General features: G+C 47.5%; 26 protein-coding genes, 1 tRNA gene and 2 pseudogenes. 12 read left to right on the top strand and 17 right to left on the bottom strand.

The window, feature by feature from the left end:
- Window positions 1–362: 362 nt before the first annotated feature.
- Window positions 363–605, top strand: a pseudogene (locus RQN30_RS09415) (transposase); the annotation flags it as partial.
- Between the two features lie 22 nt (window positions 606–627).
- Here RQN30_RS09415 and RQN30_RS09410 read toward each other — a convergent pair.
- The 4 genes and pseudogenes from RQN30_RS09410 to RQN30_RS09390 all read right to left on the bottom strand — a co-directional run bounded on the left by RQN30_RS09410 (window position 628) and on the right by RQN30_RS09390 (window position 3,397).
- Window positions 628–1,218, bottom strand: a complete 591-nt coding sequence (locus RQN30_RS09410) for an MFS transporter (RefSeq protein WP_353060251.1) — start codon at window positions 1,216–1,218, stop codon at window positions 628–630.
- Window positions 1,215–2,012 (bottom strand): MFS transporter, encoded by a 798-nt coding sequence (locus tag RQN30_RS09405; RefSeq protein ID WP_353060250.1) that lies wholly within the window; start codon window positions 2,010–2,012, stop codon window positions 1,215–1,217. Before RQN30_RS09405 ends, RQN30_RS09410 begins: the two co-directional genes overlap by 4 nt.
- Before the next feature lie 142 nt (window positions 2,013–2,154).
- Window positions 2,155–2,939 (bottom strand): annotated as a pseudogene (locus RQN30_RS12610) (glycerophosphoryl diester phosphodiesterase).
- A 384-nt stretch (window positions 2,940–3,323) separates the two neighbouring features.
- Window positions 3,324–3,397, bottom strand: a tRNA-Leu gene (locus tag RQN30_RS09390).
- Window positions 3,398–3,744: 347 nt separating this feature from the next.
- Between RQN30_RS09390 and RQN30_RS09385 the strand changes: the two genes are divergently transcribed.
- On the top strand, window positions 3,745–3,987 hold the full coding sequence (locus RQN30_RS09385) for a Na+/H+ antiporter NhaA (protein WP_353060248.1): 243 nt from the start codon (window positions 3,745–3,747) through the stop codon (window positions 3,985–3,987).
- A 67-nt stretch (window positions 3,988–4,054) separates the two neighbouring features.
- Window positions 4,055–4,990 carry a Na+/H+ antiporter NhaA gene (locus RQN30_RS09380; RefSeq protein WP_353060247.1) on the top strand — a complete coding sequence of 312 codons (936 nt, stop codon included), beginning with the start codon at window positions 4,055–4,057 and terminating at the stop codon, window positions 4,988–4,990.
- Window positions 4,991–5,803: 813 nt separating this feature from the next.
- Here RQN30_RS09380 and RQN30_RS09375 read toward each other — a convergent pair.
- The 5 genes from RQN30_RS09375 to eno all read right to left on the bottom strand — a co-directional run bounded on the left by RQN30_RS09375 (window position 5,804) and on the right by eno (window position 10,313).
- Window positions 5,804–6,817, bottom strand: a complete 1,014-nt coding sequence (locus RQN30_RS09375) for a Ppx/GppA phosphatase family protein (protein WP_353060246.1) — start codon at window positions 6,815–6,817, stop codon at window positions 5,804–5,806.
- A gap of 199 nt (window positions 6,818–7,016) precedes the next feature.
- Complete coding sequence (locus tag RQN30_RS09370) at window positions 7,017–7,436, bottom strand: DUF501 domain-containing protein (RefSeq protein WP_353060245.1); 420 nt, start codon at window positions 7,434–7,436, stop codon at window positions 7,017–7,019.
- The gene (locus RQN30_RS09365) at window positions 7,343–7,612 is read right to left on the bottom strand and encodes a DUF501 domain-containing protein (RefSeq protein WP_353060244.1); all 270 of its coding nucleotides are present in this window, start codon (window positions 7,610–7,612) and stop codon (window positions 7,343–7,345) included. The genes RQN30_RS09370 and RQN30_RS09365 overlap by 94 nt, the downstream gene beginning before the upstream one ends.
- Before the next feature lie 108 nt (window positions 7,613–7,720).
- Window positions 7,721–8,797 carry an FtsB family cell division protein gene (locus RQN30_RS09360; RefSeq protein ID WP_353060243.1) on the bottom strand — a complete coding sequence of 359 codons (1,077 nt, stop codon included), beginning with the start codon at window positions 8,795–8,797 and terminating at the stop codon, window positions 7,721–7,723.
- A gap of 235 nt (window positions 8,798–9,032) precedes the next feature.
- Entirely contained in the window at window positions 9,033–10,313 is a 1,281-nt protein-coding gene (gene eno, locus RQN30_RS09355) for a phosphopyruvate hydratase (protein ID WP_353060242.1), read from the bottom strand.
- Window positions 10,314–10,559: 246 nt separating this feature from the next.
- Here eno and RQN30_RS09350 point away from each other — a divergent pair, with 246 nt between their 5' ends.
- The 9 genes from RQN30_RS09350 (at window position 10,560) to RQN30_RS09310 (ending at window position 19,211) form a co-directional block, all read left to right on the top strand.
- Window positions 10,560–11,303, top strand: coding sequence for a sensor histidine kinase (locus RQN30_RS09350; RefSeq protein ID WP_353060241.1), 744 nt, complete (start codon window positions 10,560–10,562; stop codon window positions 11,301–11,303).
- 175 nt (window positions 11,304–11,478) lie between these two features.
- On the top strand, window positions 11,479–12,183 hold the full coding sequence (locus RQN30_RS09345; protein WP_353060240.1) for a response regulator transcription factor: 705 nt from the start codon (window positions 11,479–11,481) through the stop codon (window positions 12,181–12,183).
- Between the two features lie 218 nt (window positions 12,184–12,401).
- Window positions 12,402–12,614 (top strand): hypothetical protein, encoded by a 213-nt coding sequence (locus RQN30_RS09340; RefSeq protein WP_353060239.1) that lies wholly within the window; start codon window positions 12,402–12,404, stop codon window positions 12,612–12,614.
- Between the two features lie 217 nt (window positions 12,615–12,831).
- The gene (locus tag RQN30_RS09335; protein WP_353060238.1) at window positions 12,832–13,098 is read left to right on the top strand and encodes a hypothetical protein; all 267 of its coding nucleotides are present in this window, start codon (window positions 12,832–12,834) and stop codon (window positions 13,096–13,098) included.
- Between the two features lie 674 nt (window positions 13,099–13,772).
- Window positions 13,773–14,108 carry a hypothetical protein gene (locus RQN30_RS09330; RefSeq protein WP_353060237.1) on the top strand — a complete coding sequence of 112 codons (336 nt, stop codon included), beginning with the start codon at window positions 13,773–13,775 and terminating at the stop codon, window positions 14,106–14,108.
- A complete protein-coding gene (locus tag RQN30_RS09325) occupies window positions 14,108–15,172 on the top strand; it encodes an MFS transporter (RefSeq protein WP_353060236.1) in 1,065 nt (354 codons plus the stop codon). The genes RQN30_RS09330 and RQN30_RS09325 overlap by 1 nt, the downstream gene beginning before the upstream one ends.
- A gap of 402 nt (window positions 15,173–15,574) precedes the next feature.
- Window positions 15,575–16,489 (top strand): substrate-binding domain-containing protein, encoded by a 915-nt coding sequence (locus RQN30_RS09320; protein WP_353060235.1) that lies wholly within the window; start codon window positions 15,575–15,577, stop codon window positions 16,487–16,489.
- A gap of 506 nt (window positions 16,490–16,995) precedes the next feature.
- Window positions 16,996–18,180 carry a hypothetical protein gene (locus tag RQN30_RS09315; protein ID WP_353060234.1) on the top strand — a complete coding sequence of 395 codons (1,185 nt, stop codon included), beginning with the start codon at window positions 16,996–16,998 and terminating at the stop codon, window positions 18,178–18,180.
- A complete protein-coding gene (locus RQN30_RS09310; protein ID WP_353060233.1) occupies window positions 18,177–19,211 on the top strand; it encodes an ABC transporter ATP-binding protein in 1,035 nt (344 codons plus the stop codon). The genes RQN30_RS09315 and RQN30_RS09310 overlap by 4 nt, the downstream gene beginning before the upstream one ends.
- A gap of 57 nt (window positions 19,212–19,268) precedes the next feature.
- Here the strand turns inward: RQN30_RS09310 and RQN30_RS09305 are convergent, their stop codons facing one another.
- The 8 genes from RQN30_RS09305 to RQN30_RS09270 form a co-directional block, all read right to left on the bottom strand.
- Entirely contained in the window at window positions 19,269–20,315 is a 1,047-nt protein-coding gene (locus RQN30_RS09305; protein WP_353060232.1) for an HAD hydrolase-like protein, read from the bottom strand.
- Between the two features lie 103 nt (window positions 20,316–20,418).
- A complete protein-coding gene (gene panD / locus RQN30_RS09300; RefSeq protein ID WP_353060231.1) occupies window positions 20,419–20,889 on the bottom strand; it encodes an aspartate 1-decarboxylase in 471 nt (156 codons plus the stop codon).
- Entirely contained in the window at window positions 20,882–21,721 is an 840-nt protein-coding gene (panC, locus tag RQN30_RS09295; protein WP_353060230.1) for a pantoate--beta-alanine ligase, read from the bottom strand. Before panC ends, panD begins: the two co-directional genes overlap by 8 nt.
- 66 nt (window positions 21,722–21,787) lie before the next feature.
- A complete protein-coding gene (locus tag RQN30_RS09290; protein WP_353060229.1) occupies window positions 21,788–22,747 on the bottom strand; it encodes a Rossmann-like and DUF2520 domain-containing protein in 960 nt (319 codons plus the stop codon).
- A 58-nt stretch (window positions 22,748–22,805) separates the two neighbouring features.
- The gene (locus RQN30_RS09285; RefSeq protein ID WP_353060228.1) at window positions 22,806–24,506 is read right to left on the bottom strand and encodes a PH domain-containing protein; all 1,701 of its coding nucleotides are present in this window, start codon (window positions 24,504–24,506) and stop codon (window positions 22,806–22,808) included.
- Window positions 24,507–24,514: 8 nt separating this feature from the next.
- Window positions 24,515–24,877 (bottom strand): PH domain-containing protein, encoded by a 363-nt coding sequence (locus RQN30_RS09280; RefSeq protein ID WP_353060227.1) that lies wholly within the window; start codon window positions 24,875–24,877, stop codon window positions 24,515–24,517.
- Window positions 24,853–25,011 carry a hypothetical protein gene (locus RQN30_RS09275; RefSeq protein WP_353060226.1) on the bottom strand — a complete coding sequence of 53 codons (159 nt, stop codon included), beginning with the start codon at window positions 25,009–25,011 and terminating at the stop codon, window positions 24,853–24,855. The genes RQN30_RS09280 and RQN30_RS09275 overlap by 25 nt, the downstream gene beginning before the upstream one ends.
- A 269-nt stretch (window positions 25,012–25,280) precedes the next feature.
- The gene (locus RQN30_RS09270; RefSeq protein ID WP_353060225.1) at window positions 25,281–25,748 is read right to left on the bottom strand and encodes a DUF3180 domain-containing protein; all 468 of its coding nucleotides are present in this window, start codon (window positions 25,746–25,748) and stop codon (window positions 25,281–25,283) included.
- Window positions 25,749–25,802: the final 54 nt, after the last annotated feature.

Below are 25,802 nucleotides of genomic sequence, written 5' to 3'. Positions count from 1 at the left end.
GGAATTGATGCTTGCGGCATGCTGTATTGTTCGTGCGGTATGGGTGTTGCCAGGCTTGATCGTATGGGACGACAATCATCATGAATTGCGTGTCCGGCGTGCAAAACAGGCGGGTATGAAAAAGAACGGCAGAACAAGCAGCGGAAAGATTCGCTGCAGGTGCACGCATTGCAGGGCGAGATACATCAGATACAGGCCAGATGTTTCTGAGCGTGAAGCCCTACGTGCATTAATCTCATATGCACTGTTCAAGCATGTGCAGGCAGCTCTTGACACCTCGCGTCGGGTAATGAGGCGTAGGATCGATCCCGCGTGGCGAATCCCGACACCTGAGGCGGAAGTGACGCGAGATTCTTCCGTATGTGTTCATTGATGGTACCTGGCTCGCTTATGGATGGACATTATTGATCGCCCGCTGCCAGTATCATGTCTTAAACTGGCAGCGGGCAACCAACGAGAAGGCAGCATATACGGCACTGTTAGAACAGCTCCCGCCGCCAACAGTAGTGATCACCGACGGAGTGAAAGGAGCTTTGCGAGCTAGTGAACAGGCTTGGCCAGACACACGAATCCAACGTTGTCTCGTTCATATTCACCGTAACAATCTCACTGATCTGATGTGCATAATCATCTCAGATTATGCACATCAGATTGCGGTTCAGTTCCTTTCTTTTCATCTGCGAGCGCCGCAGCACGCTGCAGTTTCGCAATCGCACGCGAGTTCAGCCGATCCAGCAAAAGCGCACACACAGCGCCGAAAAGCGCCACAGCTAATGTGATGAGGAAAATTTGCTGATACCCAATATAAGCCTGGTCACGATGAGCTTCAATAATTGCTCCCGTCGTTGAATAAGACCAGAACACAGGCGCATAAACAAGGAACGAGCCAACAGCTATTGCCGATCCGTTAATCTGTTCTGGAAGATGCAATTCAGCAATCGGTGCAAGGATTACTGCTTTCCCCATGAAAATTCCGAAAGCCATAATCATCAGCAGAATCATCGCGACCCAAATATTCCCGTCTTGCGGCAAAAGATATACCATCCCCACACCTGCAGCGGTAATCAGCAAAGCAACTGCCATCATCCGCGTTGAAGATTTAAATAAATAATCTGCAACCATACCGGAAACAAGACCGGCAAAAATACCTACAAGCCCAGTATTGAAAATTCCAAATGCCCCAGCCTGCGCGTCGGTAGCATTAAATACCAGACTCAAATATGGAGCGGAAGAAAAATCAAATTAGTATAAGCCCAGTAAATACACATACCGGCAATCCCAGCGAGCCAAACTCGCGGAAGCAGAATCACTTTCAGCAGCCCTTTTAGTGCTGCAACATTATCAGACTCGCCGGCACGCTCAGCTTTTGCAGTAGCATTTTTCGGAACATAGCGAATAATACAGAAGATTAGCGGGATAATAATCAAAGAATAGATTATCCCCATCGTAATCATGACGATATCTGCTTTATCAGCAAATGCTGCAAGCAAACCAACCACAAGCAAATTCATTAAAAACTCGGCGCCGCGGCGGATTGACTCCAGCAGCCCCATCGCCAATCCGCGCCCTTTAGTATCCGAATCCTGCGACATGAATGTTACGCCGTTAACTACTGCCGGCCATCCAATCGCATCCCAGACACCCCACGAGATAGCTATTGCCACCATCACATTAAAGTGTAAACCGGGCACGAGAAAAAGAATCAGTGCGGTAGCCATTCTCCATGCCGACCATGAAATCAGAATCGAACGAATCGTAAAACGGTTATTTACCCATCCGCCAGGGATATAAAGGAACATTGCAATCCCAATCCATCCCATGAGAATCCCAAACTGGTCGACCCCAATCCCCAGCGCATTAGACAAAGGGAGTAAAAGCGATCCTTTGAACGCTTCAAAAGCAGAGTATGTCAGCTGCCCCGTCATAACGACGGTAAGAAATCCGCCAACTCGCCCTTTTGTCAGGAATACGGGAAGTTTTCTTTTCTTTTCGATTGCCTGAATATTTTCCATATTTATTCTTTCTAAATTATCTTTATTTTCCAAAATTATCGTGATGCTTCTTTGCAGTTAACACCGGATGCAGCAGCGCAGCCATTAAACAGCAATTAAAAGCCGTTAAAACAAGAAACTCAGTTTTCTCTCCAGCGATAAATCAAACTAAATACTGCGCATGCGCAATGCCTTTAAGATTGTGCGCAATATTTGATATCACACCGTCAACACCCCAATTTGCGAGTTGATTGGCTCTCCCGTAATCGTCTACAGTCCAAACGTTCACGCCGAATCCAGCGGAGTGAATTTGTGCTACGCGTTCCTTTGTTAAATAACTATCCTCTGGATGCAGATAATCTGCACCAACCAGTTCCAGAATTGATTTCCAATCATCATAGAGCGCTGCAGTTTCATACAAACATCCCACTGGCAGCTTCGGAGCACGCTTTTTGAAAATATGCAGTAAAACGTGATTAAAAGACGAAACAATTACTTTCCGCTGCGGATTTAATTTTTCCAGCTGCGCAATAACATTATCAATTAAGCGCAGCGTTTCTTTTTCCCTTGCTCATTAGATTTGATTTCAATATTTGCATTCATTCCAGTTTCATTCATAAACTGCACTAAATTTTCCAGCGTCGGTATTTTCTCAGCAGCGAACTCTGGAGAAAACCAACTGCCCGCATCAATATTCGGCAGATCAGAAGCGGAAAGATCATAGTAGCTTCCCGATTTGTCAGTTGTCCGATCTAGTGAAGTATCGTGAATAATAATCGGCGTCCCGTCGCCAAGTGCATCGACGTCGGTTTCAATCCAGTTAATTCCGCGATTAATCGCAGCGTTGAACGCACTAAACGTGTTTTCCGGAGCGATAGTATTTAATCCGCGGTGAGCAATCAAAGTGCATCCTTGCACAATATTCCCTTCGTTATATCTGTAAGTAATTCACATCGTTGATGAGTTACCTATCAATAGTAACGACACACAGCAAAAACAGTATAAAAATTTCAGCACTCTTGCGCATATGTGCAACTGTCCTTTTGCTTCACTTTACATATTTTCACCTGGCAGATTCAAACAAATCCGAGCAGCTCTAAATTTGCGTAATTCTAACTTCAGCTAACAGTATCTAACTCTGTTTCATATACAACTTTCGGAAAATATCCCGAACAGAGCTGCGGAAATACTTTATTTTGACCGGCGCACACAAACCAGTTTCTCTGCCGCACTGCCGGCAACACCATCTACCGACACAGCAAAACCGCCGTTTAGCGTGCGCCTTATTTTTATTAATATCAAGTTTTTATTATTATCAAGCCGTTTAAGCGGTGCCTCCAGTGGGACTCGAACCCACACTGAACAGATTTTAAGTCTGCTGCCTCTGCCGATTGGGCTATGGAGGCGTTTGAGCTCTTACTCATAAACCGAATTCCAATTCACTGCACGCAAGATTCATGAATGAAAATCGAAATCGAAGCAAAAACAATTTCAAACAAGTTCAAGCATACCGATAATTCCGCAACTCGCAAAAACAAAATCCTGTTACGTTGATATTGAACTAAACACGGTTCATTCTGATTGATTCTAATTCATTCCCAAAAGCCAAATTTTCGGATAATTTCCAATCATCATCCAATCACCGGCAATATTCCGCAGCTAACTATTCACCCAAAATAGCCGCCCCGTTACTTAGCAATCTAAAACATTTGTATAATTAGATGAAATGAAGATTGAATAAGAGAGCACACTTATGTCCCGAAAACCGTCACCGATTCAGCACTACCGCAACGCCCTCCGAAATGAGACAACTGCCGGTCTAGTACTTATTATCGGCGCAATTCTTGCATTGATTTGGGCAAACTTCCCAATTCTTCCAGTCCGCGAAGCCTATACGAACTTCGCGAATTTCCATTTGGGATTCGATGCAATCCATCTCAATCTTTCTCTCGCCCATTGGGCCGCCGACGGATTACTCGCAATCTTTTTTTCGTAGTAGGGCTGGAGTTAAAACAAGAATTTGCGATTGGCTCACTGCGCGATATTAAAAAGCAGTTGTGCCGATGGTTGCTGCTGTTTTCGGAATGCTCGGTCCGATTCTTGTGTACACATTAATCCAAGTTATCGGGCAAACAGGGCATTATGAAGGCTGGGCAATTCCCGTCGCTACAGATATTGCTTTCGCGCTTGCCGTACTGGGGTTATTCGGCAAAGGAATGCCGCCGGCAGCACGCACTTTCTTAATGACATTAGCGGTTGTCGACGATCTGCTCGGAATCATCTTAATTGCCGTATTCTTCGCCGCTGAGCTAAATTTCATTGCCCTCACGATTTCAATTGCAATAATTTCAATCTTCGGTTTACTCACGCAAAAACGTTTCACAAAGTGGTATATTCTTTGGCCGCTCGGCATTCTTGCCTGGTATTTCATGTTCATCTCCGGAGTACACGCCACAATCTCCGCCGTCGCTCTCGGGCTTACCGTGCCAGCAATTCAACGCAAGCGCGAAGAAGAACCAATGACTGCGCATTTCGCCCACAAAATCGAATTCTCCTCAGCTGGTTTTGTTCTCCCAGTATTCGCTTTCTTCGCAGCTGGAGTGAATGTGGTAGATTCCGGCGGTGTACTTTCGCTGCTTTCAGATCCGGTTGCCGTCGGCGTATATCTTGCACTTCCAATCGGTAAACTTATCGGAATCACCGGATCGGTATTTTTCATGATTAAAGTTTGCAAACTGCAGCTCGGCCGGTCGTTGAAAATTGCCGATATTGTGCCTGTATCGCTGATTGCCGGGATCGGCTTCACAGTATCGCTTCTGATTGCGACGCTTTCTTATCCAACCGGATCCGATTATGGAGCACATGCCCGCGTAGCTGTACTCGTCGGGACGCTTCTTTCGGCAATTCTCGGCGGAGTTTCAGCAAAGATTCGTGCCGACCATCGGATGCGGAAAGCACGCCGTACCGAAATCCATACTTCGAAACCGCCGACGGATTAAACCGGCTCTTCGTATTTTGTTTGTTTGCGCGGGTCTGGTGAGGCGGCGGGCGGGCAGGCAGCGGTTATTGTTTTGTGAAAATTATTTTAATGGCACTGCATAGTCTTGTGCTGGTTTTATCCGGTTTGCGTTCAATCCTTGCTCTCGGTCTGACCAGTTAGATTTAGCCGGAGTGCGCTAGGCTGGCGCGTGTTTCCTGGCGCGTTAAGCCAGCGGATGTTTCCCAAGAATAAAATCGTTTTCCGATTAACTGCTGCCTTGATAAATAAAACTAGCCCGTATTGCCGTGAGCGTAGAAAGTCGCGTCTTTTCCGTTTATTGCGCTGGCGAAAACCCATAGCATATCTTGGAAGAAACCGACTTCACCTCCGAACCGACAGTATTACCGCGTTTACACTGCGTAACCGGCGGCAAGAACTCAGGCCGCGCTTTTCACCGTCGAAAGTGTTTGCGTTATCGCAGGTCAAAAGCTTATAGGAACGACGGCTCTCCCGCCGTTCCGCAAAACCATCCATTTTGCCGCCAGTTACGTGAACTCATAAGCACTCTGCCGCCAGTTACGTAAGCCGAACCGATACCCGCGGCATAAACTAAAATGTAAAAACCCTTTTATCCGAATCCAAGTAATGCCTTACGGCTGGATCCAAGCGGTGTTTTGCACGCCGGAAAACACCGCACAAAACACCGCTTCCGCCCAAACAAACACAAAACTTCATTACGCCGACACAAATAAAAATATGAAGAACCATTAAACGGCTGGATTTTTCCTGCGCAGCCGGCGCAAAAAGGATATTTCGCAGTATCAAATTTTATTTAGCGAAACTTCGGCTGCTGCGGATCGGCTGCCGCCCACAGTGCGAGACCATCAAGAATATCATGTTCAGAGGTAACCGCTTGGGTGAGCGGATTCCCAGCTTCCGCAGTTCGCTGCGCCACACGATTCACCACTTCCTGCCACACAAGCGCACCGGCATTAATCACATCCGCGCGCCCTGGGTGCATAAAACTAATCGCGAGACGCTGCTCAAGACTAGAGTTAAGAAACCAATCACATATTTCATTTATTTCCGCCAGCGTCATCACTGCACCATGAATCCGTGCAGAATCATATTGCGCAAGACCAAGCCACTGTGCAGTAATCGAAGTGACAGTACCTGCCAAACCGATAAGCGCCCGCGCAGCACCAAAATCCACATGTTTCTCAGCTAAATCAAGAAAATGGCGGACATCCTCCCGTGCTGCTGCAATTTTTTCGGCACTCGCTTTTCCGCTGCCAAGATGCCGTTCATGCATCCGCACCGATCCGACATCCATCGAATAAGAGGCAAGCAAATCACCTGCAGCAGTGCCAAGTGCAAGTTCTGTAGAACCGCCGCCTAAATCGACGGCAATCATCGGCGAAGCAATATTGCCCTGAGCTGCATTATTTCCATCAAGCGCGCAGACCGCACCAATAAACGAGGTCCGTGCCTCTTCTTTTCCGGTAAGCACTTGCGGGCGCACTCCAAAAAAGTTACGTACACCGTCGATAAAAATATCGCGATTTTCCGCATCACGAGTAGCTGAAGTAGCGGCGAAGCGAATTGACTCCACTTCATGTTCGCGGCAAAGCAAAGCATATTTCTCAACCATCCGCAAAGTCCGTTCGAGAGCCGCATCGTTAAATTTCCCAGTCCGATCTACACCAGCGCCAAGACGAACCACTTCCATCGTCCGCACAATATCTTTCAGCACCGGACCGCCAAGCACATTTTTCTTTCCCGGATCCACTTCTGAAATCAGCAGGCGCACAGTATTCGTACCGCAATCAATTCCAGCAACTTTCATTTGTTTTCCCTTCATCTCCTCAGTTCACACAGTAGATACCCAACTGCCGAATTATCCCGCAGTGCCAGCCTCCCCCCCAGAGGCAGGGCGGCAAAACAGCGCAGTATAAGACTTGCTTCAGCAAGCTTGCGGTAATTTCGCGGCCGAATTGAAAATACTATTCTGCATCGCATCTATTTTTCGCAGCAGTAATATTAGATTAGTTGGCGTTAGCCGCTCCGGCATTGCTCTCGCAACGGCAGACGTTTGCGTCCCAACCAATTTGCTTGAGCACCCGATCTCCAAAAGGAGTCACTCCTGCGCCTACTGAAAGCGCATAACCGGCCAAAGCATGTAAACATTTCACACGGTCCGGCATTCCGCCCGCAGAAAAGTCATCGACTTCCGCAACATGCGTCAGCAGATTCCGGCAGCGAATATAATGTGCATGTGCTTCCCGATGCGCCTGTGCAAGATCATCATTTTGCGCAAGTTCTTCATTCAGCTGTACCATCTCACCGGAACTCTCCACACGGGAAACTTCTTTCACAATCCACGGATGGCTAAGGTAAAAAGCGTCGGGAATGGTGAACCGTCGGGAAGACGCGGATATGTGATCGTTACCAGCGGTGCCCCGCAAGCACAGCGCGCCCCAATCCCGACAAGTCCGCGCGGCTCCCGCCCAAGCTGAGCTGTCAGAATTTGGATATCACCATCACACACTGGTGTGGCATTAGCTGCGATTTCTTTTAATAGCTGTGCGGATACTTCGGGTATTTCGACGGCAGAGTTTTTATCTAAACTTTTCGCAACCATTCATGTCCTTTGTTTTGCTGCTTGTTCTTGACTTTTCGTATTGTTAATTTTACGCGGTTCAGCGTGATTCAGCCTGTTCTTCTTTAACTTGCGGCAACAATCTGAATGCTAATTCGAATCCGCATTTTTGCTATTGCGCTGATTCGCGGCAGGCGCCTGCCCGTTTTCGGCGCCTTTATCCGTATCGTCTCTTACCGGTTCATTCACAAGCGGAGTGTTCTCAGGATTCGAAAGCTTTTCCGGGTCAAGATCTGCAGTACCTGCAATCTCAATCGACTTCCAGATACCAACATAAAACGGCATAGCTTTCCGCCGCAGTGCAATCGCCCGTTCTTCTTCATCTGCCTTTTTGGCTTTATCCGCCGCAGTGAGGTCACCGCTTACGTAATAAAGGGTCTGACCTGGTAAAACAAAACCGAGTCGTTTTCGGGCTTGTGCCTGCACATAGCTTGGGTCATTCCATAAATCAACTTGCTGCTGCAATGCTGCAAGTTCCGCTTTACTTTCAGCAAGCTGTGAAGTTATCGCGCGTTTCTCTTCCTGCTGTGCAAGAAAATCACGTACAGGATTTGCAAGAATTATGACGGCAATCAGGCAGGTGAAAATAACCGCAAGAATCCGCACTGGAATCTTCCGTGTTTTCTTTGTTCCTTGCAGTACAACATCCCAATCTTTCCCGAAACGTTCCCGCACATTTTGCCGTTTCTTCGCGGATTGGCGTATTTTTTGGGTTCCAGTTTCCGCTCCGAAAGCCATCCCTGCTGTCCTATTGTCACGCAGCTGAAGATACTTCCGTTCAGTTCCGGACATCGTGCGTGATTTGCGAACAGTTCGCGCGGTTGATTTTTTATTTTTTCCGTTATTTTCCGGAATTGCCGACGGTTTTATCTGCTGTTGCGGGTGCAGATTACTCACACTCAATCTGTGTGCATTCCGGGTGCTGATACTCCGGCTGTTCCCGTTACCAGCACCGCGGGCAACACCCCGATTTCTCACAGTCTGACTATGAGCATTTCGACCGGTACCGTCTTTGCGGACATGATTCACCTTATTCACATTCGCTGCCGGAGCTGAATCCGAAGTTAAATGCAGACCTCTCCTGCTAACGGCAGTTCGCCGACGCTGCGGATCTGGAGATTTCGGTTTGCGCACACTCATACCGCCAATCTTAACGCCCGGCGACACGAGATTCCATGAGTACCCGCCCGCCCATTAGTGATGGTAATTCGCAACACGATACTCTGCAGCGAAAACAAATTAACACAGAGCGAAATTAATCGTGAAAGTAATCGTGAAGTAATAAAATGCGGGCGGACAGTTCATTTCGAACCATCCGCCCGCGGTTAGCTTTTCGCGTCACCGGAAGCCGGCAGTCTGCCTGCTTATCAGCTAAGCAGCTGCTGGATAAGAAGAAACCAGCTTACTTCTTGAAACGCGGGAACGAGCTGCGCCCAGCATATACTGCTGCATCACCGAGTTCGTCTTCGATGCGGAGCAGCTGGTTGTACTTGTTTACACGCTCGCCGCGAGCTGGCGCACCAGTCTTGATCTGACCAGAGTTGGTAGCCACTGCAAGATCCGCAATGGTTACGTCTTCAGTTTCACCGGAACGGTGGGAAGTCATGGTCTTGTAACCTGCACGATGTGCATTCTCCACAGCTTCGAGAGTTTCGGTGAGTGAACCGATCTGGTTTACCTTCACGAGAAGTGCATTTGCAGCGCCGAGTTCAATTCCCTTTGCGAGACGCTCTGGGTTGGTAACAAAAAGATCATCGCCGACGAGCTGTACCCGGTCACCAATCTGCTTGGTGAGCGCAACCCATGCATCCCATTCGTCTTCCGAAAGCGGATCTTCAATGGAGACGAGCGGATAATCAGTGATCAGCTTTTCATAGTATTCAACCATGAATTCGGTTGGCTTAATGCCGCCTTCGAACTGGTAGCCTTCGCCGTTGAAGAATTCGGTAGAAGCAACATCAAGCGCGAGCGCAACATCTGCCCCCGGCTTCAAACCAGCTTTTTCGATTGCTTCACAAATCAAATCAAGAGCTGCCGCATTTGATTCGAGATTTGGAGCGAAGCCGCCTTCGTCGCCAAGACCGGTAGAAAGACCGCGCTGCTTGAGTACGGACTTCAGTGAATGGTAAACCTCTGCACCCCAGCGGAGTGATTCTTTGAAAGTCGGAGCGCCAATTGGAGCAATCATGAATTCCTGAATATCCACGTTTGAATCGGCGTGGGATCCGCCGTTAAGGATATTCATCATTGGCACTGGAAGTACGTGTGCGTTCGGACCGCCAAGATACTGGTAAAGCGGAAGACCTGCAGATTCAGCTGCTGCCTTTGCTACTGCAAGGGAAACACCAAGAATTGCGTTTGCGCCAATCTTGCCCTTGTTTGCGGTTCCGTCGAGATCAATCAGAGTCTGATCAAGTACCCGCTGTTCGGAAGCATCAAGACCAATGATTTCCGGTTCAATAACTTCGGTTACGGCTTCAACTGCACCCTGAACACCTTTGCCGAGGTAACGCGAATCGTCACCATCGCGACGCTCAACTGCTTCGAATGCGCCAGTAGATGCACCCGATGGAACTTCAGCACGAGCAAAAGTGCCGTCGTCAAGTACTACTTCGACTTCAACGGTTGGGTTTCCGCGGGAATCAAGAATTTCGCGGGAAGCTACGGCCTCAATAGTTGCCACAAGGACTCCTTTTCTTAATTGGATATGTCTCTATCAGTCTACCGCAATTAGTCGATTTCACACTTGGACGTTTGACCCCTTTTAACCTTTGAGCGAACTACGAAAGCAATAAGCCTCCCCGCAGCGCGAACCATCCGAGATTCACAATAACGACGGTTAGCGAGCCATCCCGGCAGATATCGGCTTAACGCACATCAACCGCATAGAATTAACAATATGCACTTTATAGCTTGGATTATAATCGGGTTGCTTAGCGCCGCACTTACCGGAACGCTAATCCTTGCCCGCACACTTCATCGGAAAACACAGCATCTGACGCAGGAATTGACGGAAATCGAATTTCGCCCCGCAATTATTTCCCACGAAATCCGCACTCCGATTGCGCTTATTTCCGGTGCAGCCGAGCTATTAAACGAAGGTCTTGCCGGTAAACTCAATCCGCAGCAGCAAACATTTGTCCAAACAATCAGCGAAAATTCCGCACAGGTAATCAATATTGCTGAAAATTTTTTAATCGATACAAAACTCGAGCATCCGCAAAAGGTGCAGAAAGAAGATATTGATTTAAGAGAAATCGTAACGCAAACAGCGCGCGAGCTGCGCCGCACTACTACGGTACCGATTTCTGTCGATACCGTCGGCGGAATCCTCGAAATAAAAGCTAATGCGCAGTTAATCCGCCAGCTAATCTGGAATCTTGTAAACAATTGCGTCCGCCATGCCGGAGAGAATGCACAAGTAAATGTGCGTGTCGCAAACGGCGAAAACGGCGGTGCGCTGATCACGATATCAGACAACGGCGACGGTATCGATCCGGCTGAATATGAAAATATTTTTAAACCGTTTACTACCGGTACCGGGAGGAAACCAGGAACCGGAATTGGGATGATGGTTGCGAAAAGAATCGTCGAAGTACATGGCGGTAAAATTTTGCTTGATTCACTTCCCGCTAAGGGCACAGCTTTTCATATACTTTTACCGCGCAAATAATGCAAATACTGCGGATATTGCGGATATTGCGGATTTGCAGATGATTTTTCACCTAATACGCACTTCATTCAGCTATTTCGCCTTACTCGTAATTTACCCGCACAAAATATTTACCCGCACCGATCCATTGATTTAAGATTTGGGAAATAAATTCAGAATTGGAGAACAGCAAGATATGCCGGAAAAACCACGCGCACTTATAGTCGATGACGAAAAACAAATGACAGCGATAATTACGTTTGCACTTGAAACACAAGGATTCGAATGCGATTTCGTTCATAGTTCGATTCAAGCCAAACAGCTTCTTTCACAGCAAAACTATCAACTGCTCGTACTTGACGTACTTTTGCCGCATATTTCCGGAATTGAACTAACGCGGCAAATTCGCGCCATGCGCGTCGAAACTCCAATTATTCTCCTGACCGCACTTGGCGAAGAAGAACACCGGATCAAAGGGTTGGAAGCCGGGGCCGACGATTATGTAACCAAGCCATTCAGTCCGCGCGAGTTGGCTTTGCGCGCCGGAGCAATTGTCCGCCGTGCGCAGCCAGCCAAATTGGAAACTCAAATTAAAATCGGCGAATTATCTGTTGATACTCAACGTATCGAAGCGAAATGGCAAGAAAAAATATTCACCGAAAGCCTTACCGAAGTGCGGATTCTTTGGCTGCTGGCAAATAATGCCGACGAACTGGTGCCAGCGCGCACTCTGATTACCAAAGTTTGGAACACTACAGATTTAACTGGCGGACGCGAAATGCTGAAAACAGCAATCTACCGTCTGCGCAAGAAAATGCAAGGCAGCGGGCTTGATAGCAGCTGTATTGAATCTCGCCGCAGCCTGGGATACGCATTAAACAGCGCTTTGATTCAGCATTGAAATCCGAATCATTGGATTCTATATTCATTATTCATTGCTGCGCGTTAGGATCTTTTATCTATACTCAAGCTAACAAGCACCCTAGTTGCGAACTAGTTGCAGATAAACATGAATATACGCACTAAAAAGACTTCCGAATTGTAAGATGCGCTATATAATAGAAGTGTATCGCATTTCTCGGATGCGATACGAGCAAACTAACTGAAAGGAAAATTATCATGTTCAGACAAAGAAGTCTGGCAAGCATCTCAACACTTGTATTAATACTTCTTGCCAGCATTATTCCAGCAAAAGCAGCAGAGCACACAGAACTTGATCCAGCTCATATTGACAAACTAACCCAATTCTGGGAAATACATGGCGTACCTAATAATACACAAAAATTCCTTATTAATAAGATAGAATCCGGTAAATTAACGGATGCAGATTAAGGGAATATTAAGCCGGTACATTCTGAAAATATACATAAAAATGGAAACATCGAAACTATTTCCACATATCCTGATGGATCAATTCTGGTCACGGCTATACAAGTAACTTCAGGAGAGTTCAACAGTAGTTCATTCACACAAACAAAGCCCGATGATTCCCACGTCAAATACGACAAAGCGTCCCCAATAGGTTGTAAAGTAACAAGCGGGTCAGGCTATGCAGTATACAAAAACTGTACTATTTTCGGATCAACTGGCACTATTCAAGCAGCATTTGGCGCTGACTACCAACTCATTAATGGAGGATACGACATCATTTCTAGGCATTATTCACCAGCGCAACAGTGCGCAGGAGCAGTTTGCGACACCCCGTATCTTGCCTATTTTTCCCCAAGAGAAGAAGCTAATCAAGCAGCACAAGTCACTTACAATTTTAGATGGACAATGGCAAATGCAGTTTCTGCAACTGGGAAAATCGAACTAATTGTTGAAAACAATACAGCAACGGTTGGATTCGCAGCTAAGATATAGACGAATAGGGATAAAAATGAATACTATGACGATTTTCAACTTAACATTTCCACCCGAATCCGGCATCTTGTTCTGGATATTTGCCGTCTTGATATTCAGCGGACTCTTTGCATTCGTTACCTTAGTGGTTACGGCGCTGCTCCGTTACATCAAGCAAAACAATACTAAGAACAATAAGACAACAAATCAGACTCCTTAAGTTTGGGTACCTACAGGTTCCTTACACATATTCGCGCAGGTACCCTCGCCCTTTATAACGGCTCTTCCGATTTTTGTTTGCATCAGGTTGTGCGGTACTGAACAATTTCATATTTCATATTCACGGGAAAAGAAATGCATCAGTACCGCCCGCCGTGATGCTTTTCAAGCCAGTTCGGGTTAATCGCAATATCTCGAATCACATTCCTTGACATTCGCAAACGATCAATACTCGGCAGACCTTTTAGCGCAAAATATCACCAAACTTCCTGAAACTATTTCCGAAAATTCGGAAGTTTGCGCAAAAACATTCACCATCAGCAAAGTTACAGTCTGTTACCGAGCGTAACCGTAAATCCGGAAAATGTAACCGTCATTCTTCTCATACTTAACTAGTAAGAGCTCAACGACGACCTCAAGGTAGTTAATATGACAAATAATTCACGCAGTCTCGGCTTCCTTTCGGCTCCGCCGAAGGCACAGCCAGTAGCACAAAGCCAAGTGGCTTCATTTTACAAGCGCTATCGCGCACAAGCATTTATCGGGATTTTTCTCGGTTATGCCGGCTTCTATCTGATCCGCAACAACGTCTCGCTTGTTTCCGCAATCCTGAAAGAATACGACGTCCTCAACACCGTCGGCATCGGTATTGTAGCCAATGCCGTGCTTTTCTCATACGGACTTTCAAAGTTCTTCATGGCAATGCTCTCCGACCGGGCAAATGCACGCTACTTCCTCCCCTCGGGCTCGCACTTTCGGCACTAATGAATCTCGTAGTCGCATTCGTGCCGGCAGTTTCCGCAAGCGTAGGGCTATTTGCGACGGTAATGTTCATCAACGGCTGGTTCCAGGGCATGGGCTGGCCTCCATCAGGCCGCGTGCTCGTACACTGGTTCTCCACTAACGAACGCGGTTGGATGACCTCAATTTGGAATTGTGCGCACAACGTTGGCGGTGCCGGTGTAGGTATTATTTCCGCATGGGCAATCAGCCACTTTGCTACAAGTGCAGCAGACTGGACTCCTGCTTTCTGGGCACCAGCAGTCGTCGCACTGCTCGTGGCACTCATTGCACTCTTCCTGATTCACGACCGTCCGGAAGCTGTGGGACTGCCGACAATCGAAGAATACCGCAACGATCCGGCAAAAGTTGAAGTAAAAGCAGAAACGATTCCGTGGAAAGAGCTGCTCTTTAAGCACGTGCTTACCAACCGCGTAGTGGTAATGCTCGCTGTAACCAACGTATTTGTATACACACTGCGCTACGGGGTGCTGAACTGGATCCCAATTTACCTTACCGAAGAAATTCACGGCGCAAACATTAAGGACGGCTTCATCGGCTTCGCAATCTACGAACTTGCAGGCATTATCGGCACACTGCTGTGCGGCCTTGTCTCCGATAAGGTCTTCAAAGGGTGGCGTTCTGGCGCTGGCATCCTCTTCCTAGTTGGCGTCGGCGGTGCGATCGCCGCTTACTGGCTGATTCCAAACACTGCTCCAATGTGGATTTTCTACCTTTTGATTGCCCTCATCGGCGGACTCATCTACGGCCCAGTGATGCTGATTGGTTTGCAGGCAATTGATCTCTCCCCACGGAATGTAGCTGGCACCGCTGCCGGATTCACCGGCCTGTTCGGCTACCTGCTTGGCGCGACACTCGCCTCAACTGGCGTTGGCATTTTGATTCACAATTACGGGTGGGACGTCACCTATGGCGTACTGCTCGGAATCGTGGTACTCTCAGTGATTTTGATGTGGATCGTCGGCAAGGATGAGCGCAAGCTGATGCAGGCTCACGAAGAACTCCAGCAGCTCACAAGCAAAAAATAAATCCGAAAAATCCCGATATGGATTAAAGCGGATTAAAACAGATTAAATCTGAAAATATTTCTGCTGCATAGCGGCTCGGTTGCGAGAACAAAAATTCCCTGCACCGAGCCGCTTCATTTTCCAGCAGCCGAATTTATGATTCAAATTGCGGTGGAACTTCTCCGGATTCAGTATTAACTTTGATAATAATTCGCTATTAACGTGTGAATTAAGCACGAAAACGGCACACCCTACGTTCACACCTGCAAAACTCAGCTAACACTTTTCAGATTCGGAAATATTTTCAGATCCGCACCTGCCAAAACCCGAAATAAAATAGTGCCGAATTCGGATTGCAACTCTTCGCACACAGGTTTTCGATATCCGAAAAATCACAGATACAATTTTGGAATGTACCCGATAATGCACTCAATTTGGTTCCGCCGCTTCGCACCCCGATTACTCATCGGGACGGCACTCGCAGCGGTGCTGATTGCCGTCGGTATCTATCCGCGAATAAACCAAAATGCACTGCATGTACTTTGTGCAAATAATTACCACTCTTGCTCCGCACTGGCAGCTGAATACGAAAAACTGAGCGGAGAAAATGTACAGTTCGTGCGCCTGCCAACTTCCCAAGCACTTGAAAAACTTGCAGCAAACCCGGAACTTCCAGAGTTTGACGTGTTTATCGGCGGTCCTGCCGAAGCATACGAACAAGCCCGGATATCTGGTTTAATTCAGCCGCACCGCCTGCACGATTTACCTGATTCACGTTTTGCAACCGCATATTGGATTGGCACCTACGGCGGGATTCTCGCATTTTGCATTAATCCGCAGCATACGAATATCGAAAATGCTCCGCAGCAGTGGCAAGATTTGACGAAACCTGAATTCAAACGAAAAATTGTGCTTCCTTCTCCGCTCACTTCCGGCACTGCCGGCACAATGCTCGGCACACTCAATTCCCGTTTCCCGAACCGCGCTGATTTCCGCAAATATCTGCAATCTCTGCATGCCAACGCACTCACTTATACCGATTCCGGCACGCATTTGGCGAATCTAATTGCCGCAGACCGCGCCCAAATTGCCGTCACTTTTGCTCCATACTGCGAAAGCTATCCGCATCGCCGGCTGAAAGTTATTTTCCTGCCGACGGCACCGGATACGAGATTGGCGCTGCAGCGATTGTCCGCGGCGGAAATTTCAAAGCTGCCCAAGATTTTCTCCGCTTTGCAGTATCAGATCGAGGCCAGGCTCTTGTCGCAAGCATTGAAAACCAGAACCCGATTTCCGCAAATTTGCCGAATAATCTATCGGTATCTCTCAAAAATTTAAATGTGCCAATCTACGACGGGAACGCTGCACGTGCCGGAGCAAATCGGGAAACTCTGATTCATTTATTTGCACGCGAGGTACTTTATGGATAATTTTTCAGATTATTCCGGTTTTTCTGCACCCAGCACTGAAAAACAGTTCGCGGCCGAATCCCCAACCCGCCATCAGAAAAAGTTTCAGAGCAAGTTGCAGATTTGGACGAATAAATTCTCTGCACGATTATTTTTCAGTATTCTCTTAATGCTATTTATCGGAGCTGTATCCGGACTGATTAATTGGCAGATATTCGGCTCCGCTACGCTGTGTTCGATACTTTTCGCACTGTCAGTCGGTTTTCTCTCCACCATAATCGGAACGATTTTTGCAGTGACTGCCTGTATTTCACACCGACGGATATTAGTGCTTGGAATTGCACTTGTACCGTTATTTTTTCCTTCAATCGCAACCGGAATTCTGCTTTTGCATTCGCCTTTGCCAATCCCGGCATATTCATGGGAACTTCTCGGATGGATCTATTTCATTCACAGCGTGCCGGTTGCCTGCATTTTGCAAATAATTTTCCTCATCCCGAATTTCAACGCGTTTTTGCAGCTGCCGCCGTGCTTGGGATTGCTCCTTCCCGCGCATTGCAAAAGATTCTCATTCCGCGGCTGAAAAATACTTTCGGGATAACCGCAATGCTGGTTGCAATTTGGATTATTTTTGATTCTTCAGCAAATCTTGTGTATGCCGGCACGCAGTCGCCGTTAGCCGAAATCTTTTATCATGCTTTAAGTGCTGGACCGATCAACGTTTTTGATGCATTAAAAATTAGTATTCTTTTCGCATTTGCCGGCACGATTTTCACTATGTTTTCCGATTCAAAAACTATTTTCCCGATTCTGCCGCTGCGAAACTATCTGCAGCTGGATTCATATTTTGCCGGTCCGGCACGGCGGTGTGCTGGTTTCTGCATTGGATACGGTGTTATCTTGCTGAGTTTGCCATTTTGGGTTGCCTGGAAAGCCCCTTTGTTTAATGGCGATACAGAAATTTTGTTTCCGGCAGACGAAATCCTGAATACACTTACGATTCTGATTATTTCGGTACCGCCGGCTTGTGTGATCGGATTAGCACTAGCCCTGCACCGATGGAAGTATCCGAAAGCAGTAAACATGCTTTTTAGTTTTCTTGCTTTTCTTGCTTTCACCAGCTCAGGATTATTAGCTGCGGCGCTGTTTCGTAAACCGTTACAGTTTGGGGATATTCGCGTTTTTCCAGCGATTGCGGGTGCAGGTACTATCGGAAACGGGATTTTCGGAATGCTGATTTGTTACCTTTTTCTCTGCATTCCGCTCGCATATTGGGCTGCACAGCTTTTTGCAGCTAATTCAGCTGCTGCCGTTGTAACAGCGCAGCTTCTTCATGCGCCGCGAGCGCGAATTTTATTTTTAATTTTACGTGAAAACCGATTTTTCTTACTTGCAATCATGGGGATTTTAAGTGCGCTAGTTGTTTTACAGACTGCACCGGCAATTTTTGTACAGCCGGCAAATTTTCCGCTGCTTGCACCAACTCTGGTCAGTTTGGCAGAATCCGGACTCGATACACAGGCGCTGATCGGATCTTTTGCAAGTGCGGTCCTCACTTTACTTTTCCTCGCTTGCTCCGCTTTTGCGCTGCGGCTTCACCGAAAGGAACATCGATTATGAGTTTGCAAGTAAACCGGTTGAGTCTGAGTTACCGCACAAAAATACTTTCTGATATTTCATTCAAAATTGCCGACGGTGAAATTCTCGGGATTATCGGGCCTTCAGGTTCAGGAAAAACTTCACTGCTGAATGCGATAGCTGGATTAGTACAGCCTGATTCAGGTGAGATTTATATCGACGGCACACCCGTTACAAGAGTCCGCACTGATCGGCGGAAAGTCGGATTTGCTTTTCAAAATCCGGCACTTTTCGATTTAAGTGTACGTGAAAATGTGGAATTTGGAATTGATGATCCGCAAATACCGGCTCCGCGCAGAACCCAACTTTCGGATATTATGATGGCGGCAATGAATCTTATTGGGCTGGCTGACCGCCCCGCTGATACACTTTCCGGCGGGCAGGCACAGCGGGTTTCACTTGCCCGCACTCTCGCTGCAGAACCGCGCGTGCTTTTATTAGATGAACCGCTCGCACATATTGAGTCGGCAGTCCGGCAAAATATTCATACTGATTTATTAAGCCAGATTAAACGTTTCGGAATCTCAACCATCTATGTTACGCATGACTTACCGGATGCGTGCGCCGCAGCAGATCGGATTGCGGTAATGGATAAAGGCCGTATTTTACAGATTGGTACAGCCGAAGATTTGTTCTTTCACCCGAATTCCCTCGCTGTGGCAGCGATGATGGGGGTACCGAATAGTTTCGCCGTAGCGGCAAAACCAGCAGGACAAGCTGGATGTGTGCATGCGGAGCTTGGACGTGCAGTCCACTTATTCCCGGCTGAAACCGATTTTTCCGGAGCTGGGATTGCTTTTATTACACCGAACAATATTGCGCTTACGAGAAGTAAAAATTCAACCGTGTTTGGTTTATCCGGAAAAATTCTCCGGCGCACTTTCGCTCGTTCGCATTGGGTTTATCAGATTGAAACAGAATTCGGCACGGTGGTTTCATGGCAGCTGCAAAGTTTTCAACCGCACGAGTATGTTGATTTAACATTACTCTCCGGCTGGGTGATTCCGGCATAAATCCGGTTCTCTGCCTGGAAAAACTCTTATCCGCACATTCTTTTCGGCGCAGATTAGCTATCGGCACAATTTATTTTCGCAGTGCCCATTCTTCTTCTGCATCTTCTGCCGGATGTTCCACCTGATCGAGAATATAGGCGGGTACAAGTTCAGCAACCGAGTCAACAAGATAATTTGGCTGGTCTTTCTTTTTACCGATTTTGCCTCTGCCAGTGAAGAAGAACCGGTTAATAAGAGTGCCGTCGGCACCCCGAAACGTTTCACTGGACGAATATCGTTGCTCAATGAATCCGAAACAAAAAGCGTTTCTGCCGGATCAAGCGCGCTTTCAGCAAAAATAATCTCAAGGAATTTTGTTCCCGGACGGCCCAGATTTTCATAATAGGAAGTACGTGCAGCAGATTCTAATGCCCGCACCAGACCGCGCGTACCGGGAACAACCCCGCCATCTGCACCCATTTTGCGGGTCCGCATCATTGAAAGCGTAACTAATTTCGCATTCGGATTTGCGGTAAGAGCTTGATACCCCTTAGTAAATAAATCAAAATTGAAATCTAAATTGTGGCTGACTAACACTACGTCTGCACTATGCGGCGCATCCACGAGGTTAACTCCGGCAGTTTTTAATGCAGTGTTGAATTGCTGATCTGCCAGCGAAAGTATTTTTGCTCCATTAAATTCGTGTTTCAGGTAAAGCTCCGCAATGCGTACTGGAGCGAACACATTCGCTATTGGAATCTCCAGGTTATGTTTTGCAAGCCGGTCAACAAATTCCTGCGGATGCAAATAACAATCATTTGTCACAAAATATGCTTGCCGGCGCACTGATGCTAATGTTTGCAGCAGCGACTCTAAATCTGGAAGGATGAAATCATCTTCCCGAACGGAGGAGTCGAGATTGATCAGGTATCCTTCGAAAAGCTGCCGCGGCGCGCCCTCCACCATCACCGCATGATTCTGCGAATTTGAATGCGTAAAATATTTATCCATAACTTCCGGCATTTTTCCGAAAAATCCAGCGGTTTTCTTTGCGGCGCGCAAGTTTTTCAAACCAGGAAAAGTATTTTTTCTTTCCGTTTTTCGCAGAAATTTTGGAAGTTCCATCTTCAGCTGCTTTCTAACTGGAATCTGAAGTACTGATTTTATTCGACGGAGATAACGCCGGATTCCGCCTGCGGGCAGCACCGCCTGCAAGCACAGTTCAAGTTTATCCCCTATTTATCGGAATTCCTGAGGACTTCAGCCTATTATTCTGTGCAGCCTGTTCCTGATTTAACTTATACGGTTCAATTTCAGGAACAATTCCCGGCTGATCGGAGACTTCCACGATTTTATTTTCCGCATCCACGAACACAACTTTCGGAGCGTGAGTGCGGGCTGCTGCATCGTCAAGTATCCCGTAGCACATAATGATTACGAGATCTCCTGAACTTACAAGATGTGCCGCCGCACCGTTTAATACGATTTCTCCTTTCCCGGGTTCACCGGGAATAGCATATGTGCTGAGCCGGTTTCCATTATTCACATTCACCACATCTACCCGCTCGCCGGGGATAATATCTGCAGCCTGCAGCAGTGTTTGATCGATTGTAATTGATCCGACGTAATGTAAGTCTGCTCCGGTAACAGTGGCACGATGAATTTTTCCGGTCACCATTTGACGCATCCGATTAGTCAATTTTCACCTCACGATTATCAATTAAACGAGTTTTCCCAACCCACGCAGCAAGCACAATTAACGCTGAACCGTGGTGATCTGGTGCGAGGGTGAGAAAAGTTTGCGGATCCACTATTTCTGCATAATCAATCTGGATTCCCGCGCATGCAGCAAGCTGATCGGAAACCGCCTTTGCCACCTCAAAAACGTTTCCTCCGCCAGCAGCTGTTTCCGCACCGGCTGCAAGCGCGCGGGAAAGTGTCAGCGCATTTTCCCGCTCCTGTGCAGAAAGATATGAATTCCGAGAACTCATTGCAAGCCCGTCTGCTTCGCGTTTAATCGGCACAGCACGAATTTCAATCGGCATATCAAGATCTGCTGCCATCGTACGGATTAATGCAAGCTGCTGTGCATCTTTTTGCCCGAAGAAAGCTAAGTCCGGGCGCACAAGATTGAATACTTTATGCACCACTTGGAGCACTCCCGCAAAGTGTGTTGGGCGTGTTTTTCCTTCGAGAATTTTTGCGACCGGCCCGGGATCAATCCGGACAAGCGGCGTTCGCGGGTAGACTGCCGCATCTGTTGGAGCAAAGACCACATCAACATTCGCAGATTCAAGCAACGCTAAATCGGCTTCGAGTGTCCGCGGATATGCGGCAAAATCTTCATTTGGCGCGAATTGCAACGGATTTACAAAAATCGAAACAACCACATTATCTGCCGCTGCCGCTGCCGCTTTTACCAGCGAAAGGTGACCTTCATGCAGCGCTCCCATCGTCATTACAAGCGCTACTGACCCGGTAAGCTGATCAATAGCTGCGCGAAGATCAGCTTTGGTTTTTACTAGTTTCATTTTCTTCCGTTTTCTTCCTTTTCTTTCCGCCCTTGTTCCAGATTCCGGTTTGCGGCAGCGCAGATTTTAGTCTTCCTGCTGTATCCCGCTTGAATTCGCTTTATCACTGCCGTCGGCATAGTTTTCCGAATCGGAAATCTTCCCAAGAATCTCAGTCAGTTCTTGCGCCTGGTGTGCATTCAACACTTTACGCTCCCGCGCACGATTTACAGTAGCCATCGCAATTGCACGGTATGTGAAATCAAGATCAGCAAGCTGCGGAATTTCCCGCGAAAGCGTTTCTGCAACATCTAAGTGCCCAGCTACTGTACGTACGTCTGCGCGGACAATCGGCCCAGTAAGTAAGGAATCGCCAGAACTGAGTGCGCCTTCAAGCGAAGCTGCAGTTAACGGCTGCAAATACTGCCCCGGTTCGTCAACTCCAATCGCCGCAAGCATCTTCATTGCCTGTGCCACAAGTGTTACCAGATGATTCGCACCGTGCGTCAGCGCCGCATGGTAAATTTTGCGGTGTTCTTCCGCAATTACAACGGAAGTACCTCCCATTTCAGCTGCAAGTGCATGCCCGATTGCCTGATACGGTGCAAGTGCAGTGACTGCAAATGGGCAGCCTTGTAATCGCGCCACATCGAGTGAAGTACCAGTAAACGTCATCGCCGGATGGATTGCAAGGCAAAGTGCTCCAGCTTCTTGTGCTGGCTGCAATACGTTAACACCATAGTGCCCGGCAGTATGAACTGCAATCTGCCCCGGCCGCCATAAACCGATTTTCGCAATTCCTTTTACCAAACCTGGCAGTTCATCGTCTGGTACTGCAAGCAATACAAGTTCAGAATTTTGCACGATTTCTTCGACGGAAAGCGCAGGAACGCCCGGCAGCATTGTCTCAAGCCGATCAATTGAACTTTCTGATCCAGCATATGCACCGATAATCATATGCCCTTGCCCGCGTAAAGCACTTGCAAGGGCTGATCCAACCTTTCCTGCAGAAATTACACCAATCTTCATTCTTCCGTTTGCGTTCACTAATCCGCCTTAGCTTCAGGGAAGTTTGGTTCTAGTGAATCAGGCTGAGCGGGATTTTTTAGACTATGAGTGAATACAGCGTTTTCAGCCGATTCTTCCAAACGCTTTTTCTTGGTGCTGCCATCCCTAAACGCTCTTTCCATTCCTGGAGTGTTTCAGATACGCCCTCTTCACGTGCAAGTTTCGTCAATTCAAGTTCGTGCGGATAGAACTCTGTAAGCACTTCGGTATCGAAATTCTTTATCCGTGCTCTAATACTGCCGAGCACGAGATGAACTGCGAGTGTTGCAACACCTTTCCGTGCCTGCAGCGGACCGCGTGAAAGACGTAAAGACTGTGTGTGATCTTGCAGCACAAAAGTTACTTTCCGCCCCCAGCGTCCGCTGCGAATAACCAAAGCATCTTTTGATGCAAAGAAACCGCGCCCAGATAGCGAAATCGGATCAAAAATTTTCGCACGCTTTGAAGCACCAACGAAAAATTCACCCGTTCCTTGCCCTGTTAATGCTTCTTTCAGTAAACGTGCGTCGTCTGCAGAACCGAGACGCGGCAGAATCGTCCAAAGCAGCCGAACCGCTTCTTCTCTTTTGGCTGCAAGCACCATTTTGCCAAGTAATTCCGTCCCCTCAAATATCATATTACCTGCTACCGCAACACGAATTTCCCACCAGTCAGCTTTTCGCCAAATAATCGGCTGGCGTATTTCGACTGCATGAATCCGCTGCGGCGGATACGTACGGGTTTTGAGCGTGGTAAGTCCGGAACGGCGGCGCAGCCCGTTTTCCGAAAGATATATTTTTGTGCCGAAATCATCGAATAGCGACTTCGTACCAGTCCAAATAAAACCAATTATTGGAAGAATAATTGCGAAATACCCCTCACCGGTAACAATTGGAATCACGATTACCGGAATTGCAAAAAGCAGCATCAGCACCATTCGCGAATCCAGCACACTCGCACCAATTAAGCGCTTTAGCGGAAGTGTGAAAATTTCCCGATCATTTTCGGCTTGATCAGCATCCGCAAATGGTATCTCAGCTTCCGGAATAAGCTGCATTCCGCCGTTGAAATTAACTTCAGCACCGTTTTTCCGGCTTGGAACAGCCAAAGCAAAATCTGCCGGATTGGTTTCGAGTTTAACCGCGCTATCGGGATCTTCCGCTGCGGGAGCAATCTTGGCAATCTCTTCTGCCTGCGAATAAGGCATTCCGCTGCGCACAAGATTTAACACCCGCAAAATTTCCGTGCGCAGTTTTGCGCAATCAGCCAGACGCAATAATCCAAGTTCGATATCTTCACTCGTTCCCGCAGAACTGACTTTTAACGAACCGAAACCGAAAATCCGCCCGAATAATTTTTGCTCAATATCTACCGTTTGCACTCGATCCCAACGCATATGGGTATGGTTGACAAAAAATATTCCTTTGCGTAAATGTATTCCGGATTCCGCAACGGCATAGCTCATTTTCCGCCATGCCAGCCATGTAATCAGTACAATCAGTAAGCTGACCCCCAGCAGAATCCCCGACACAGCAAAGGCGGCAATGACTACTCCGCGTGTTTGGGCGAAGTCAAAGAACTTCCCCCAGTCTTTTACGTTTTCAATCAGATTTTGCAGGCTGGAAGCTGCAATCGCCAAAATCACTACCCAGAACGCACCAAGCTGCGAAATCGGGGTAATCTTATGAAACTTTCGCCATTGATCTTCCGGGACAGTATCAGCACCTAACTGGGCACGCTGATTATTCTTTTTACTCATTTAAATCTTCACAGCCCTTCCATCTGCGCGCTGCCAAGATCCGTTAGTTTTTCGCGCAGACGCTCAGCTTCAGCGCGGGTAATACCTGGAATAGCCGCATCACTATCAGCAGAAGCTGTTACCAATACAATTTTTGCCAAATCGTATCTTCCGAGCAGCGGACCGCTAGCCACATTCACTTGCTGCATCCTGCCGTACGGAACTACCGTCAAGTGCTGAAACATAATTCCGCGATGAATAGTCAGCTCACTTTCGCCTTCAAAATATCCAATTGCACGCGCCCGTCGTTTTGCGAAAAATAAAGCAGCCAGACCGCAAATTACTGGAATAGCCGCCGCAACCCAGATTAGTGCTCCTGGGAAACCATCCATTCCAAAAAATATCCGAGCACAATGAATGGGATTGTACAAATAACCGTGTAAATTAAAGCGGAAACCTGCAATACCTTAAAATACTTACTATCAACCCGATTAAACGGGATTTTTTCTCCTAATGCTGTGCGCATCCGAAAACTCTCCTTGCACCTAATTTCCTGATTACATATCACTCGGTATTGTTACATCTCTTATCAGATATCGCGTGAGTTTTACGATTTCTAATATCAGTCTAAAGCATGCTTCCTGGAAAATTTCCTTACCAAAATCATCTTCCGGGATGATTACCCGGTTCAAACGGAAATTTTGGCAATTTTTAGATATTGTTCGTTTCCGGAAACACATTATGCTCCGCCGGAAGCCTGCGCTATTCCGCTGCTGCCGTCGCCGCCGCCGTTAACTACACACCAACGTTCAGCAATCCAGCCCGCAGCAGCCAACAGCAGCGAACCTCCTGCTGCAAGCAAAAATTCACAATCTGTTCGCTCAGAAAACTCGTATTTCCGTAGCGGGCATAAGAAATTACCACGCCAAGCGCGATTCCGCACATGATTGCCCCAGTACGTGAAGCTGCTTGCGAAAACAGCCAGATTCGGCCAGCTGTAAGCGGGTTGAGTGTGCGTTTGCGTTCCTGGTAGGAACGCACCAGCCAGCCTTGCCAAATCACGAATACGGCAATGAAACTCGGTACAAGGAATCCCCACCGCGGCGTCATAAACGGCATATTTCCAGAAATAATCCACGAATCTACAAAGAAAAAAGCGGCAGTAAGCGAAATTCCGAGCACAATAAAGAGCATCCCCGCCGAGGTTGGTTTGAGATTCCCCTCATCGTCATGCTGGGGAGCTGTAATCTTGGAATTACTCATCAGCCTTGCGCTTTCTACTGTTTTGAGCTGTACTTTTCGAAAACTACTGTCGAA

Origin of the sequence: Arcanobacterium hippocoleae, from assembly GCF_040360365.1 — a bacterium.
Lineage (GTDB): Bacteria > Actinomycetota > Actinomycetes > Actinomycetales > Actinomycetaceae > Arcanobacterium_A > Arcanobacterium_A hippocoleae_A.
The sequence above is the reverse complement of the archived record's forward strand: the minus strand, read 5'-3'. Positions and strand labels throughout refer to the sequence as shown.

Coding starts and splice junctions, on each gene's coding strand:
- RQN30_RS09405 (WP_353060250.1), bottom strand. CDS start 2,012: ATGGAAAATATTCAGGCAATCGAAAAGAAAAGAAAACTTCCCGTATTC.
- RQN30_RS09385 (WP_353060248.1), top strand. CDS start 3,745: ATGTCCCGAAAACCGTCACCGATTCAGCACTACCGCAACGCCCTCCGA.
- RQN30_RS09380 (WP_353060247.1), top strand. CDS start 4,055: ATGGTTGCTGCTGTTTTCGGAATGCTCGGTCCGATTCTTGTGTACACA.
- RQN30_RS09375 (WP_353060246.1), bottom strand. CDS start 6,817: ATGAAAGTTGCTGGAATTGATTGCGGTACGAATACTGTGCGCCTGCTG.
- RQN30_RS09365 (WP_353060244.1), bottom strand. CDS start 7,612: ATGGTTGCGAAAAGTTTAGATAAAAACTCTGCCGTCGAAATACCCGAA.
- RQN30_RS09345 (WP_353060240.1), top strand. CDS start 11,479: ATGCCGGAAAAACCACGCGCACTTATAGTCGATGACGAAAAACAAATG.
- RQN30_RS09340 (WP_353060239.1), top strand. CDS start 12,402: ATGTTCAGACAAAGAAGTCTGGCAAGCATCTCAACACTTGTATTAATA.
- RQN30_RS09335 (WP_353060238.1), top strand. CDS start 12,832: ATGCAGTATACAAAAACTGTACTATTTTCGGATCAACTGGCACTATTC.
- RQN30_RS09330 (WP_353060237.1), top strand. CDS start 13,773: ATGACAAATAATTCACGCAGTCTCGGCTTCCTTTCGGCTCCGCCGAAG.
- RQN30_RS09325 (WP_353060236.1), top strand. CDS start 14,108: ATGAATCTCGTAGTCGCATTCGTGCCGGCAGTTTCCGCAAGCGTAGGG.
- RQN30_RS09320 (WP_353060235.1), top strand. CDS start 15,575: ATGCACTCAATTTGGTTCCGCCGCTTCGCACCCCGATTACTCATCGGG.
- RQN30_RS09315 (WP_353060234.1), top strand. CDS start 16,996: ATGGATCTATTTCATTCACAGCGTGCCGGTTGCCTGCATTTTGCAAAT.
- RQN30_RS09310 (WP_353060233.1), top strand. CDS start 18,177: ATGAGTTTGCAAGTAAACCGGTTGAGTCTGAGTTACCGCACAAAAATA.
- RQN30_RS09305 (WP_353060232.1), bottom strand. CDS start 20,315: ATGGAACTTCCAAAATTTCTGCGAAAAACGGAAAGAAAAAATACTTTT.
- panC (WP_353060230.1), bottom strand. CDS start 21,721: ATGAAACTAGTAAAAACCAAAGCTGATCTTCGCGCAGCTATTGATCAG.
- RQN30_RS09285 (WP_353060228.1), bottom strand. CDS start 24,506: ATGAGTAAAAAGAATAATCAGCGTGCCCAGTTAGGTGCTGATACTGTC.
- RQN30_RS09280 (WP_353060227.1), bottom strand. CDS start 24,877: ATGGATGGTTTCCCAGGAGCACTAATCTGGGTTGCGGCGGCTATTCCA.
- RQN30_RS09275 (WP_353060226.1), bottom strand. CDS start 25,011: ATGCGCACAGCATTAGGAGAAAAAATCCCGTTTAATCGGGTTGATAGT.
- RQN30_RS09270 (WP_353060225.1), bottom strand. CDS start 25,748: ATGAGTAATTCCAAGATTACAGCTCCCCAGCATGACGATGAGGGGAAT.